This window comes from Syntrophotaleaceae bacterium, from assembly GCA_041390365.1.
GTDB lineage: Bacteria > Desulfobacterota > Desulfuromonadia > Desulfuromonadales > Syntrophotaleaceae > JAWKQB01.
The window spans coordinates 862,315-876,268 of sequence record JAWKQB010000001.1; the positions used below are offsets into that span (position 1 = coordinate 862,315).

Annotated in this window: 10 protein-coding genes and 1 tRNA gene; 9 read left to right on the top strand and 2 right to left on the bottom strand. The window is 57.3% G+C overall.

All coding sequences use genetic code 11. The features are described from left to right. The first annotated feature begins 99 nt into the window (after nucleotides 1-99). On the top strand, nucleotides 100-1,506 hold the full coding sequence (purF, locus tag R2940_04080) for an amidophosphoribosyltransferase (GenBank protein MEZ4598954.1): 1,407 nt from the start codon (nucleotides 100-102) through the stop codon (nucleotides 1,504-1,506). Nucleotides 1,507-1,628: 122 nt separating this feature from the next. Continuing rightward, nucleotides 1,629-2,189: an orotate phosphoribosyltransferase gene (gene pyrE, locus R2940_04085; GenBank protein ID MEZ4598955.1), complete on the top strand. Its 561-nt coding sequence runs from the start codon at nucleotides 1,629-1,631 to the stop codon at nucleotides 2,187-2,189. 240 nt (nucleotides 2,190-2,429) lie between these two features. On the opposite strand, the gene nadB is transcribed toward pyrE, so the two are convergent. Then, complete coding sequence (gene nadB, locus R2940_04090; protein MEZ4598956.1) at nucleotides 2,430-4,028, bottom strand: L-aspartate oxidase; 1,599 nt, start codon at nucleotides 4,026-4,028, stop codon at nucleotides 2,430-2,432. 300 nt (nucleotides 4,029-4,328) lie between these two features. Between nadB and R2940_04095 the strand changes: the two genes are divergently transcribed. The 5 genes from R2940_04095 to R2940_04115 all read left to right on the top strand — a co-directional run bounded on the left by R2940_04095 (nucleotide 4,329) and on the right by R2940_04115 (nucleotide 9,968). Continuing rightward, on the top strand, nucleotides 4,329-4,889 hold the full coding sequence (locus tag R2940_04095; GenBank protein ID MEZ4598957.1) for a lytic transglycosylase domain-containing protein: 561 nt from the start codon (nucleotides 4,329-4,331) through the stop codon (nucleotides 4,887-4,889). Between the two features lie 202 nt (nucleotides 4,890-5,091). Continuing rightward, a tRNA-Gly gene (locus R2940_04100) sits at nucleotides 5,092-5,166 on the top strand. A 661-nt stretch (nucleotides 5,167-5,827) separates the two neighbouring features. Further along, on the top strand, nucleotides 5,828-5,992 hold the full coding sequence (locus R2940_04105) for a hypothetical protein (GenBank protein MEZ4598958.1): 165 nt from the start codon (nucleotides 5,828-5,830) through the stop codon (nucleotides 5,990-5,992). 83 nt (nucleotides 5,993-6,075) lie between these two features. Beyond that, nucleotides 6,076-7,500 (top strand): DUF1254 domain-containing protein, encoded by a 1,425-nt coding sequence (locus R2940_04110; GenBank protein MEZ4598959.1) that lies wholly within the window; start codon nucleotides 6,076-6,078, stop codon nucleotides 7,498-7,500. A 77-nt stretch (nucleotides 7,501-7,577) separates the two neighbouring features. Beyond that, nucleotides 7,578-9,968 (top strand): arylsulfatase, encoded by a 2,391-nt coding sequence (locus R2940_04115; protein MEZ4598960.1) that lies wholly within the window; start codon nucleotides 7,578-7,580, stop codon nucleotides 9,966-9,968. Between the two features lie 188 nt (nucleotides 9,969-10,156). Here the strand turns inward: R2940_04115 and R2940_04120 are convergent, their stop codons facing one another. After that, complete coding sequence (locus R2940_04120) at nucleotides 10,157-11,404, bottom strand: M48 family metallopeptidase (GenBank protein ID MEZ4598961.1); 1,248 nt, start codon at nucleotides 11,402-11,404, stop codon at nucleotides 10,157-10,159. 151 nt (nucleotides 11,405-11,555) lie between these two features. On the opposite strand from R2940_04120, the gene R2940_04125 reads away from it, so the two are divergent. Further along, on the top strand, nucleotides 11,556-12,875 hold the full coding sequence (locus tag R2940_04125; protein MEZ4598962.1) for a 4Fe-4S binding protein: 1,320 nt from the start codon (nucleotides 11,556-11,558) through the stop codon (nucleotides 12,873-12,875). A gap of 146 nt (nucleotides 12,876-13,021) precedes the next feature. Beyond that, complete coding sequence (locus R2940_04130; protein ID MEZ4598963.1) at nucleotides 13,022-13,948, top strand: ARMT1-like domain-containing protein; 927 nt, start codon at nucleotides 13,022-13,024, stop codon at nucleotides 13,946-13,948. Nucleotides 13,949-13,954 lie beyond the last annotated feature (6 nt).

Sequence of the window (13,954 nt, forward strand, 5' to 3'; positions counted from 1 at the left end):
TGCCGGAGTCCGCTGTGCTACAATGCTATTTTTAAACGGACGATTAATCGGTAAGCCAAATAAATAGATGGCATTTGAAAATGCCGGGAAAAGAGATTTATGTTTGACAAATTTCACGAGGAATGTGGCGTATTCGGAATTTTCGGTCATCCCGAAGCTGCAAACATGACCTATCTCGGACTCTATGCCTTGCAGCATCGCGGCCAGGAAGCCTGCGGTATTTCCGCCGCCGACGGCAGGAAAATCCGGACGCACGTGGGCATGGGACTGGTCGCCGATGTTTTCAAGGATAACAGTATTTTCAAAAGCCTCCCCGGAAACAGCGCTATTGGACATGTGCGGTATTCCACTGCCGGGGGGAGCGACATCAAGAACTGCCAGCCGATCGCCGTCAACTATTCCAGGGGCAGTGTTGCCGTAGCCCACAACGGCAATCTGGTCAATTCCCAGGAAGTGCGCAACCAGCTGGAGCAGAGCGGTTCCATCTTTTCCACCACCTCTGATACCGAAGTCATCATCCATCTGCTGGCGCGCTCCCAGGCAGACTCCATCGCCGATCGTATCGCCGAAGCCCTGAGTGCGGTGCGCGGGGCCTACAGCCTGGTCTTCCTGACCGAAACCCGCATGGTGGCGGTCCGCGATCCCCGGGGGTTCCGGCCCCTGGTGCTGGGCAAGGTGGACGGTGCCTATGTGGTCGCCTCGGAAACCTGTGCTCTCGATCTGATCGAGGCGGAGTTCGTGCGGGAAGTCGAACCGGGGGAGATGATCGTCATCGACAAGGAGGGACTTCAATCCTTCAAGCCCTTCGAGAGCCGGCCGCCGGCCTTCTGCATCTTTGAATTCATCTATTTCGCCCGGCCGGACAGCACCATCTACGGACATCAGGTTTACGCCATGCGCAAGGCCTTTGGCCAGCAGTTGGCCAGGGAGCACGGCGTCGAAGCCGATATCGTCATCCCTGTCCCCGATTCGGGTGTGCCGGCAGCCATCGGTTATGCCGAGGAGTCGGGGATCCCCTTCCAGATGGGATTGATCCGCAACCACTATGTCGGAAGAACCTTCATCGAACCGCAGCAGTCGATCCGCCATTTCGGCGTCAAGATCAAGCTCAACGCCATACGAGAGGTGCTGAAGGACAAACGGGTGGTGGTCGTCGACGATTCCGTGGTGCGCGGCACCACCTCCCGCAAGATCATCAAGATGATCCGCAGTGCCGGCGCCAAGGAAATTCATATGCGGGTGTCGTCCCCGCCGACCAGCTTCCCCTGTTTTTACGGTATCGACACGCCGACCCGCAATGAGCTGATTTCCTCATCCCATACCATCGACGAAATTTGTCGCTATATTACAGCCGATTCACTTGGTTATCTCTCCATTGAGGGAATGCTGAAGGTTGTCGGGATAACGGATGGAAGTTCCGGACCATTCTGCGATGCCTGCTTCAGCGGCAAATATCCCGTCAAGTTCCCCCGCCTGAAATCCGATGCCCAGCTCGGGTTGTTCTAGAGCCCGTCATCACCGGCTCTTCGCGGAAAGATCATATCTTTGCAATAGCGGCCACCCCAGGTGTCTGCCGGAAGGGGGATCTCCGGCAAGTCAGGGGGTGGCACAAACAGGGAGGCCGAGCTTTGGACAGCAATGAACTTGAAGAATTAAAACAGATTATCCGCCAGGTTTCCTACGAAGAGAGGGAAGTCACCCTGGCATCGGGACGGAAAAGCAACTTTTACTTCGACGGCAAGCAGACTGCTTTGCACCCCCGGGGAGCGGTGCTGGTGGGCAGGGCCTTTTATGCTCAGCTGCAGCACTTTCCCGGCCCCGTGCAGGGGGTGGGGGGGCTGACTCTCGGCGCCGATCCCATCGCTACTGCCATCGCCATCACCAGTTCCCTGGCCGGCAACCCCGTACCGGCCTTCATCATCCGCAAGGAGCCCAAGGGGCATGGAACCGGACAGTGGCTGGAAGGCCGCAAGAATCTTCCGGCCGGCGCCCGCGTGGTGATCGTTGAGGATGTCCTGACGACCGGCGGATCGGCTTTGAAGGCTGTCGAGCGAGCCCGGGAGGAGGGCCTGAAGGTCCTCGGGGTCATTTCCCTGGTCGATCGGGAAGAAGGGGGCCGCGAGGCGGTCGAAGCGGCCGGAATCCCCCTCCGGGCCATATTCACGAAAACGGAAGTGGCCGGAAAATAAGAAAAAAAGCCAAAAGGCATCCGTCAGGATGCCTTTTGGCTTGAAATCTCTATCATCCTCCCCGAAAAATTCTGAAACTCCCCCTAATCTTGGCCTATTTCTTGCCAATAATACAGTTCAACATCCTTCCCCGGCTATCTCCTTATCTCTCTTGACTTTAATCGGGATCGGGATCGGTATCGGTATCGGAACGAAAAGCCCTTTCGAAATAGAGCTTTTTGATATCTCGCAATCGCCATTCTAAAAACGTTTGCGTATATCCGTCCCCCGTTTCCAGTGCAGATCGTCGGTTTCCGGGTGGTCGATGTTGTAATGCAGTCCGCGGCTCTCCTTGCGCTGCTGGGCGCAGCGGACGATCAAACTGGCGACGGTGGTGATGTTGCGCAACTCGATGAGATCGGAAGTGGGATAGAAATCCCAGTAATACTCGGCGATTTCCTCCTGGATCATACGGATGCGGCGCAGCGCCCGGGCCAGCCGGCGGTCGGAGCGGACGATACCGACATAGTTCCACATGCAGGTGCGGATTTCGTCCCAGTTGTGGGTGACCACGACTTCCTCGTCGCTGTCCGTGGCGGTGCCATAATCCCAGGCGGGGACGGTGGGGAAGGGCGGGTTCTTGTCCTTCAGACGCCCAACTGAGCGGGTCGCCACCCGATCGGCGAAGACCACCCCTTCCAGCAGGCTGTTGCTGGCCAGACGGTTGGCCCCATGCAGCCCGGTGCAGGCGACCTCGCCAATGGCGAAGAGGTTTTCCAGGTCCGATTCGCCCCAGAGATCGACCTTGACCCCGCCGCATAGATAGTGGGCCGCCGGAACCACCGGAATCGGTTCCCGGGTCATGTCGATACCGTAGGACAGGCAGGTTTCGTGGATGTTGGGAAAACGGTTGCGGATGTAATCGGCATCCCGGTGGGTGATGTCGAGGAAAGCACTGTCCTCGCCGTGCACCTTCATCTCGTTGTCGATGGCCCGGGCGACCACATCGCGGGGGGCGAGGTCCTTCAGGGGGTGGTACTGGCTCATGAAGGCCGTGCCGTCCCCCCGGCGCAGGATAGCCCCTTCGCCCCTGACGGCCTCGGAAATCAGAAAGGATTTCGCCTTCGGATGGAACAGGGTGGTGGGATGGAACTGCATGAACTCCATATCGGAGATGGTGGCGCCGGCCCGGTAGGCCATGGCAACCCCGTCGCCGGTGGCAACGTCCGGATTGGTCGTGTACCGAAAGACCTTGCCGGCGCCGCCGGTGGCCAGAACGGTCATGCGGGCGCCGAAGGGGATCACCTCCCGGCCGCGAATGTCCAGAACGAAGGCCCCCAGGCAACGGCGGGGTCTTTTCAGCCGGCGGTCGACTTTCGCATCGGTGATCAGGTCGACCCCGATATGGTTTTCATACACGGTGATGTTGGGATGACTGGTGACCGCTTCCACCAGGGCTCTTTCGATTTCCCTGCCGGTAATGTCCTTGGCATGCAGAATGCGGCGGTGACTGTGCCCTCCTTCCCGCCCGAGGTCGTAGGTGTCCGCATCCTTTTTGGTGAAGCAGACCCCCCAGTTGATCAGGTCCTCGATGGCGGACGGTCCGCTCTCAACCACCAGTTTGACCACGTCCTCCCGGCAAAGCCAGGCGCCCGCGACCATGGTGTCCTTGAAATGGGAGGCGAAGGAATCCTCGGAACTCAAGACCGAGGCGATGCCCCCCTGGGCAAGGTTGGTGGCCGTTTCAGAGATTTCGCGCTTGGTGACGACGGAAACGGTGCCGTGATCGGCAACTTTCAAGGCATAGGAAAGACCGGCGATGCCGCTGCCGATAACCAGGAAATCAGAAGTGATTTTCACCCAACTGCCTCATCAATCCGGCTTTCCCCGGCAGCATCGGGGGAGAGCCTGGGATTTTCTGTGCCGAAATGCTTCGTCGGCCAGAAAAAAATTAAAGAAATAGCAGATCGGGAACGATAAATAGAAAAGAGTGTTTCCAGATCGCCGATCGATATAAAACGGCATTATCCTGCCACAGATAGCTCTTGTCAAGAATTTTGGGCCAGGGCAAATCTGTTGAAATATTGGGACTTTCAGGATATGATCAGGTTTCTCGGATATGAGTCGGGAATGTTCATGGCGCAGAAGAGATTATTTGATATGCATTGGATGGCGGTTCTCCTTTTCGGTCTAACAGCGTTTTCCTGTTGGGGGACGGTAGCCTGGGGTGACATCTACAAGTATGTGGATGCCAATGGAGTGATTCATTTCACCAACACGCCGACGGGAAACGAGTTTCGTTTTTATCTCAAGGAATCTCCCAAAGGTGGGTTGGTAAAGGAAGATGTTTCCGCGGTAATCGCCCGTTATGCCCAGACCTTCAATCTTGAAGAGGCGCTGATCAAGGCGGTCATCAAGGCGGAGAGCAATTACGATCCCAAGGCGGTCTCCCGCAAAGGGGCCCAGGGGATGATGCAGTTGATTCCGGAAACAGCCCGGCTCATGAATGTGTCCGATCCCTTCAATCCGGAAGAGAACATCCGGGGCGGAAGCCGCTATCTGCGGAAAATGCTTGACGAGTTCGACGGCAACCTGGAACTGGCCCTGGCCGCCTACAATGCCGGGCCCGGATCGGTTCGCCGACATAAAGGCATCCCTCCCTTTCAAGAGACACGGCAGTACATCGAGCGGGTGAAGAAATATCTCCATCAGTACCGTTGAAGGACAGGCAGGATCGTCTAAAGTAAAGCATAACATCCTGCCCCCTTTATCGTCCCGGACCTTTAAAACCGGTTCATTTCATTATGGTTATGCCTTTTCAGCGATCCGGGACGGAAGAATTTTTTCTGCGAATTTTTTGTTGACTTGAAAAAGGCCTTTTGCTATTAATAGGCCCGCTCGCGATGGCGAGCCCGAAATATGAGCGGGAATAACTCAGTGGTAGAGTGCAACCTTGCCAAGGTTGAAGTCGCGGGTTCGAATCCCGTTTCCCGCTCCAGAAGAAAACAAGGCCTCAGGATCAGATCCTGGGGCCTTTTTGTATTGTGCTTCGGATTGTCAAACCCTGAATTCACTGTTCCATGGACTCGATCAGAGATAGGGGGCCTGGCTGACCCGCACGAAACCGCTCTGACAGTATGCCAATCGATCACCTCGTTAATTGCCACCACCAGCTGAACTCCCTCAGGCCGATGTCACCTGACATGGTCTCCCTCACAGCGGACCAGATCCGGGCATGAAGTTCTTCCGACTTGGATATGAGTGCGCCAACTTCCTCGAGTGATCCGGCCGATTCTCCAACGATTGAATTATTTCGCCTTCAGGACCAGGAATGTATTCGGCCCGCAGATAGGCGGTCCCTATGGCATTGGCCTCGTCGATGACGGCGAGTTTGCGCATGTCCATCCGGTCGGTCTTCTGAATAAATTAGAAACAATTGACATTGGAGGTGTCTATTTTAGTGTTTGCTGTATCCCCAATGAAAACATTCCTCCTTTCTTTCTTGCGCCCCATCGCTAGAAAGAAAGACCAGGAGGAGGAGCGATGAAAAAAATCGTACTTCCGGCCTTATCCGTTGGGTCCCCTCTATTTTCGATTTGGCGTCTGAGACATGTAAATGGCTGGAAATGGCGGTTGTGAAGTGAGATTACCGGGCAGGATTGGAATATAACCTTTTCAAGCATATGGGTTTCGGTCTGGCCTATGAAAATTTCAATGTCATTGTCAATACGGACGAGGATGCCGAATTTCTTGAAATCGACGTCCCGGGGGATCTCGATTTCACCCGCCATGGGATCAAGGTTACCATCCAAAATCATTATTAAATCTTATGGCGGAATTGATGGCACGCGAGGTTAATGCCGGGCCTCGAGAAGTCATGGCCAACAACAATAGAGGAGGTTTTAAATTGACCACTCGTTCGAGTCTTGGAATCGGGACGATCGATAGCCGGCTGGGACAGCTCGGGTTCGAAGCCGGGTATCCCACGCAAGCTACCATCGAAAAGCTTTACGACGAGCTGGACTTTCAGCGGGCCGTTCAGGCCTACCTTTGGGCTCTGCCGATGGCGTCGTACGGCGCCATGGCTGACGCCCACAAGGCGCTGGGCGCAGACAGCCACACGGTGGTTATCGCCGACAAACTGGCTGAGCCACGGCAGCTGGCCCTGACCGCAAACCGCGATACGGTCTATATGTCCGGCGTGCTGGACCTGCGCGAAGGGCCGATGGTGATGGAGCTGCCGCCGGGTCTGCTGGGCACGATGAACAACATCTGGCAGCAGCCGTTGATCGACCTCGGCGGACCCTTCTCGCCGGAGCAGAACCGGGGCGGCAGGTTTCTGATCCTACCGCCCGAACATGACGGCCCGCTGCCCGCGATCCATCACCATATCGTCCGATCGGACACCAGCATCGTCGTTTTCTATCTCAGAGGCATCCCGCGGACGCAAGAGGATATCCCCGAGGTTATCGAACAGATCAAGACGTATCGGCAATACAAGCTGGAAGAGTCCGTCAATCCGCCAGAGACCCGTTTCGTTTCGCTGTCCGGTAAAGACGCCGACCTGATAACCAACGAGGGCTTCGCGTACTTCGAGAGCCTGGCCCGCTACCTCAATGAGAATCCACCCCGCGAACAGGACATGGCCATGCTCGGCGTGCTCGAGTCGCTCGGCATAGTTCACGGAAGGCCCTTCGAGCCGAACGAGCGCATGAAAAAGATCCTGACCGAAGGGGCTACCGTGGGTCGGGCGATGGCGACGACGCTCGCCTATGCGCCGCGAGTACCGAACGCCGTTGTGTATGCGTATCCCGCAGAGCGCCACTGGAAGAAGATTTTTTTTTCTGATCCCACCTTCCATGAACCGGAGTACATGGCCATCGATCTTCGCACCAAGTACACCTTCGAGGCGATCGGTACGGCGAAATCCATGGTCATGTCAGTGCCCGGCCAGGGCTCGCAATATATCGGTCTGTATCAGGATGGCGGCGGCAACTGGTTGACCGGGGATCACACCTACCGAATCCGCCTGCCCAAGGGGGTGCCGGCGAACATGTTCTGGTCGCTGACCGTCTACGACAACGAGACCCGCTCAATGATCCAGAACGAGCATGGAAGGCCGTTGGTCGGTTCGGTACACGGTGCGGTGGCAGAAGAGGACGGCTCGTTCGGTCTCTACTTCGCTCCGGAACTGCCGGCCGACGTTCCGGAAGTGAACTGGGTGCAGACGACGCCGGGCAAGGGATGGTTCGTCTACTTGCGTCTGTATGGGCCCGAACAACCCTACTTCGACAAAACATGGGTGCCCGGAGATGCGGAAAAAGTGAAATAAGCGAGCAACCAAACAGGAAGTGCGCAAGTTGAAGGCCAAAAATTCCCGCCAGGAGATCTTCATGTCTGGCGACACGCATGAACCGCGATTCTCACAACAGAGAGGGGGTCATTATGCCGCTCAAGGAATATAAGCCCGGACAAGCCTTTTCCGGAGTCGTCGGCCGTACCTTCGATGTGTCCGAGCCAGCGTGGCCGGCGCCCAATCGGGCCCGGGAGGATGCGCCCAATGTCCTGTTCATCGTTCTTGACGATACCGGCTTCGGCCAGCTGGGCTGCTACGGCAGTCCGATCAGCACTCCCAACCTGGATGCACTGGCTGCCGACGGTTTGCGTTACAACAACATGCATACCACGGCTCTCTGCTCACCGTCACGCTCATGCATCCTCACCGGCCGCAATCACCATTCAAACGGCTTGGCCTGCATCACCGAGGGATCGACCGGCTATCCCGGCGGGAACGGCTACATTCCCTTCGAAAACGGCATGCTCTCGGAAATCCTGCTGCAGCAGGGGTACAACACCTACGCTGTCGGTAAATGGCACCTCACGCCGTCCGAGGCGACGTCGGCGGCAGGGCCCTACGACCGCTGGCCCTTGGGCCGGGGCTTCGAGCGTTACTACGGATTTCTCGGCGGCGATACGAATCAGTATTACCCGGAACTGGTGCGGGACAACACCCAGATCGAGCCGGAAAATACGCCCGAGGAAGGGTATCACCTGACCCCCGACCTGGTCACGAGGGCCAAGGCGATGATCGCCGACGCCAAGCAGGTCGCTCCCGACAAGCCGTTCTTCCTCTACTTCTGCACCGGGGCCATGCATGCCCCGCATCACGTTCCAAAGGAATGGTCGGATAAATACAAGGGCAAATTCGACGGTGGATGGGAGGTGTATCGCCGGCAGGTGTTCGAAAAGCAGAAGACGATGGGCATCGTACCGCAGGACGCGAACCTGTCCCGGCCCGATCCCGACGTGCAGGACTGGGACACCCTGCCGGACGACGAGCGGCGCCTGTATGCGCGGATGATGGAGGTCTACGCCGGTTTTCTGGAGCACACCGATCATTACATCGGGGAGTTGATCGCTTTCCTCAAGGAGCTGGACGAGTACGAAAACACCCTGATCATGGTGATTTCGGACAACGGCGCCAGTGCCGAAGGCGGACCGCATGGCTCAGTCAACGAAAGCAAGTTCTTCAACAACGTGCCGGACGATCTCCAGCAGAACCTGGCAGCGATCGACGATCTCGGCGGTCCGAAATATTTCAACCACTACCCCTGGGGCTGGACTCATGCGGGCAACACGCCGTTTCGCCGTTGGAAGCGCGAGACCTACCGCGGCGGCGTCTCCGATCCCTTTATCGTCTGCTGGCCCAGGGGAATTAAGGCCCGAGGGGAGATCCGCAGTCAGTATTGCCATGCCATCGACATGGTGCCGACCGTGCTCGACGCCTTTGGCATCGAGCCCCCCGGGCAGATTCGCGGCGTGACCCAATCGCCGCTGCAGGGGCACAGTCTCAAATCCTCCTTCGATGACGCCCGGGCGCCGGCCCTGCATGTCACCCAATATTTCGAGATGTTCGGCCACCGCTCCCTCTATCATGACGGGTGGCGTGCCGTATGCCCCTGGCCCGGAACCTCCTTCACCGAGTCCGGTCTGCCTTTCGGCGCCCCGATCGACTACGACAAACTCATCGAACTCGATGCAAGAGGCTGGGAACTTTACAACATGGACGAGGATTTCACCGAAACCGTCAATCTTGCCGAAAAGGAACGGGCCAGACTGATCGCCATGATTGGCATGTGGTATGTCGAGGCCGGCAAATACGATGTGCTGCCCATCGACAGCCGGGGAACTCTGCGTTTCGCCGACCCCCGGCCGCAAATCGCGGTCGATCGGAAGCATTACGTGTATTATCCCGGAACCCAGATGGTGCCCCCCAATGCCGCCCCCCGTCTGGTGAATGTGCCTCATTCGGTGTCGGTGCATGCCGGCGTGCCCGAAGGCGGCGCGGAGGGGGTGCTGTTTTCCATGGGGGGCATTGACGGCGGGTTCTCCTTCTACGTGCAAAACGGCAAGCTCACCTACGGCTACAACTACGTCGCCGAACGGTATTTCAAGGTTCAGTCGGACGACTCTATCCCCGCGGGCGACCACATCTTCAGTTTCGAATTCATCCCGACGGGAGATCCCGACATCGCCAGGGGGAAGGGCGTCCCGGCGCAAATCAAGTTGTTCGTCGATGGCCGGCAGGTAGGGGGCGGAGAACTGCCGGTGACCATTCCATTAAATTTGGGGTTATCGGCGGGTGTCGTCATTGGTGCCGATACAGGGGCCCCGGTCATGACCGACTATCAACCGCCCTTCGCCTTTACCGGAACGGTAAAAAAGGCCCTGGTGGATGTGTCGGGTGAGCCGATCGAGGACAAGGAGGCGCAAATGAGAATGTATTTGGCCCGGCAGTAATCTCCGGTTTTGGCAACCCCGATACCTTTGGCCGCCCGGTGCATAGACCGACCATGACCCGATTGGCAGCGGGGGGATTGCCTGCAATCGTTTTCATACCGCCGCCATGTGCTCCCCGCCCCGGGCATCCCTGCTGACGGGGGGGGGGGGGGAATCATAACCATGTCGGCGCAGGTCAAATGCTCCGGCTAGGGATTTTTTGGGTCGGTCCTTAATGCGCGAACCCTCTCGATCAGCGGGGGATGAGAATAATAGAACCAGGCGTAGAAGGGATGCGGGCAGAGGTTGGCCAGATTGTTTCGGGCGAGTCGGATCAGGGCCGAAGCGAGCCTGCGGGGTTGTCCGGTCAGATCCGAAGCGAAGCGATCCGCCTGCCATTCATGTCGGCGCGACAGCCAACTGCTCAGGGGTGTGAGGAAAAACCCGACGATCGAGGCCAGAAGAGACAGGATCAGAACCTGGGCCGGAAATGAAGCCGTTTCCAGACCGACCAGACCCGGAAGTCCACCCCGGTTGAGCAGGTAGAAGGCCAGGCCGGAAGCGCCCAGGGTGAAAGCGGCGGTGCTCAGCAGATGCTTCACCAGGTGGTTATGCCGCCAATGACCCAGTTCATGCGCAAGCACGGCAACGATTTCCTCCGCATCCATCTGCTCGAGAAGGGTATCGAAGAGGACCACTCGCTTCTGACGTCCCAGTCCCGTAAAATAGGCATTGGCATGGCCACTGCGTCGCGAGGCGTCGACCTGGAAGATCCTTTCAGTCCTGACCCCGACCTTGGCGGCCATGGTTTCGATGGCCTGTTCAAGCTCAGGCCGTTCCAGGGGATTGAAGCGGTTGAAGAGCGGTTCGATAAGATGGGGGGACAGGACCAGAACGAAAAGGGAGAAAAAAACCGCAAACAGCCAGACCCACAACCACCAGCCTTCTGGGCTGGCCTGAACCAGCCAGAAACAGCCGGCAGCCAGCAGGCCGGTGAGCAGCAGGGAAAGAAGAATGGTTTTCAGGCGGTCCATCCACCACAGGGCCGGGGTCGATCTGTTGAATCCGTACCGGGTTTCCAGAATGAAGGTACGATACAAACCGAAGGGGATGGCCAGAAGCTGGTCGACGAACAGCAAGCCCAGAAAAAAGAGGGTTCCGTGGATCACGAAGGAATCCGCCGCCTGCAGGGTCAGCCGATCGTAGAGGGGCAGCCAGGGGCCGAAGACAAACAGGACCAGCAGCGCCGTTTCCGTCAGCGACTGGATCGTTGCCAGTCGAGTCTTGGCCGAAGAATAGGCCAGCGACCGTTTCAGAAGGTCTTCGTCGAATCGGCCAACGAGCTCCGGAGGAACGCTGCGGGAACAACGCTTCTGATGAGCCAGGTTGATCCAGGCGAGAGCCGAGCCGGCCAGGAAGACCAGCAGGTAACCGCTGAGAAAGATCCATTCCATCATTGTGGGTCCTCACTATCCATCCCGTTTATTCCGGTGTCGGTATATTCGCTTGCATTTTGCAAGTTGAGATGATTATACAAGGAGTGGCGGGACCGGGAAACTATGGTGAATTGTAGAGCGGGACAGAAAAGCCCATTCGAAGGAGGACCGCATGGGACATCTGGTTGGCAAGGATCTTTATCGACGGCTCGGAGAAAAAGTCGACAATCTCAGCGTGCGCGCCCCCTGGAACGATACCCTTTACGCCATCCTCAAAGAACTCTACTCGGCCGAAGAGGCCGAACTCGTGGTCAAGATGCCCTATTCGCTGACGCCGCTGGACCGCCTCGGCCGGCTCACCCGCTTGCCCGAGGATCGGCTGAGGACGCTCCTTGATGGACTGGCCGATAAAGGGCTGGTTCTCGATCTCTGGGTGGAAGACGGCTATCGCTACGTGCCCTCGCCGATGGTCGTCGGTCTTTTCGAATTCTCCATGATGCGCATCGGTCCTGACGTCGACAGCAAAAAGCTGGCCGGACTCTTCCAGCAGTATCTTTCCGAAGAGCGGGGATTCGCCAGGGACAACTTTGCCGAGGACAAGCAGGTTTCGATCCTGCGCTCCCTGCCCCACGAAGAGGCCTTTCGCGAGGGGGAATACCTGGAGGTTCTCGATTACGAAAAGGTTGATGCTCTTCTGGCGGCGGCCGAGAGATTCGCCATCGGCATCTGCAGCTGTCGTCACACCCACCTGCACACCGGCACCAAGGAATGCGACGTGCCGCTGGAAAGCTGCACAAGCTTCGATTCGGCTGCCGATTATCTCATCCGGCACAACCTGGCCAAAGAGATTTCCCGTTCGGAAATGCGCGACCATTTCGCCCGGTCCCGCGACCTGGGCCTGGTGCTTAATGCCGACAACGTGCAACGCAACATCACCTTCGTTTGCCATTGCTGTAAATGCTGCTGTCACCCCCTCAACGGCATCCGTCTCCTTGGCTATCCCCACTGCGTGATCACCTCCAACTACATCGCCGCCGTCGATGCCGACCTCTGCGTCGGCTGCGGTCTCTGCGCGGAGGCCTGCCCCATCGACGCTATCTCCATGGTTCCGGCATCCGCCGGACAACAGCAGGGCAAAACACGTCAGATCGCGCATGTCGACACCGGCATATGCCTCGGCTGCGGGGTCTGTGCCCTCAAGTGCAATCCGGGCGCCTGCCGTTTGGATAAGCGCCAGCAGCGGGTCATCCATCCCGAAACCACCTTCGAGCGCATCCTGCTGCAATGCCTCGAGAGGGGTACCCTGCAGAACCAGCTTTTCGACAACCCGGAAAGCCTCACCCATAAATTCCTGCGCGGCCTGGTCGGCGGTTTTCTGCGACTGCCAAGTGTGAAAAGGGCCTTGATGAGGGACGCCCTGCGGTCGCGTTTTCTCGACGCCATGAAGAAGGGCGCGGTTAGGCAGGGCAAGGGATGGTTGACAGAGCTGTAGTACGATTCATCGCATCCTGCGGGTAATTTCTCCGATGCTTTCCTTGGAAAAGGGCGGATCCGCTATTTTTGCGATAAGTTTTTCACCCAAACTGCCGCAGGGACGAAAGTGTTTTTTGCGGAGACCATGAGATTCAAGGGGAAAAAATGAGTCTTTTTGAAAATATACAACCTCCAGGCATTCCACCGGACTGTTTTCCCTGCGTGCTGAATCAGGCCTTGTCGGCTTGCCGATTCGCCGGGTTGAATGATGAACAGACAAGGAGAATCATCGAGGTGGCCGAGGCAGGGCTCGAGGAGTCGAGAACCACAGCCATCCTTGTCCAGCACGTAGTGCGTCGAGTGGCAGATGCTATTCTAGCGGAAAAGGGTGAGTCTTCACTTTTTGATATCTATGCCAAAGTGAAGGAAATTTCCAACCACCTGGCCCTCGATTATGTCGACACCATCCAGCAAAAAATGGAGGCCAGTCTTTCGCCTCTTGAAACCGGGCTGCAGATTGCGGCAGCCGGGAACATCATTGATTTCGGAGCCAAAGACCATGGTTCCCTGGATGTGGACAAAGAGCTTCGGTCTCTTGGTAAAGCTTCTTTTAAACGCTACGATTTTGAACCGTTCCAACAGTCCTTGAAAACGGCCTTGACGCTTCTGTATCTCTGCGATAACTGCGGCGAGATTGTTTTTGACATGCTGTTCATAAAGCAGCTGCAGCGCGATTACCCCGGCCTTCGTGTCGTGGCTGCGCTTCGCGACAAGCCCATTATCAACGACGCCACCTTGGCCGACGCCGAGGCGGTGGGACTTGATCGGATCGTCACAACCATTTCCAGCGGCAGCGTCTATCCCGGAACGATCCTTTCCGAAACCACGGAAGAATTCCAACAAATCTATGCCGATGCCGATGTGATCCTTTCAAAAGGTCAGGGTAACTTCGAGACCTTGTTGCCGCTGGCCGATGACAGGGTCTTTTTCCTGTTGCGGGTCAAGTGTGACTACATTTCTGCTTTGTCCCGGGTGGACCGAGGCAGTTTGGTGCTTATGCAGGCAGATAACAAAAACCCTGCCGTGTTATGAAGGCAA

Excerpts from the sequence above, each read along its gene's own strand:
- R2940_04130 (MEZ4598963.1), top strand. The coding sequence starts at position 13,022 with ATGAGTCTTTTTGAAAATATACAACCTCCAGGCATTCCACCGGACTGT.
- purF (MEZ4598954.1), top strand. The coding sequence starts at position 100 with ATGTTTGACAAATTTCACGAGGAATGTGGCGTATTCGGAATTTTCGGT.
- R2940_04120 (MEZ4598961.1), bottom strand. The coding sequence starts at position 11,404 with ATGATGGAATGGATCTTTCTCAGCGGTTACCTGCTGGTCTTCCTGGCC.
- R2940_04115 (MEZ4598960.1), top strand. The coding sequence starts at position 7,578 with ATGAACCGCGATTCTCACAACAGAGAGGGGGTCATTATGCCGCTCAAG.
- R2940_04125 (MEZ4598962.1), top strand. The coding sequence starts at position 11,556 with ATGGGACATCTGGTTGGCAAGGATCTTTATCGACGGCTCGGAGAAAAA.
- R2940_04095 (MEZ4598957.1), top strand. The coding sequence starts at position 4,329 with ATGCATTGGATGGCGGTTCTCCTTTTCGGTCTAACAGCGTTTTCCTGT.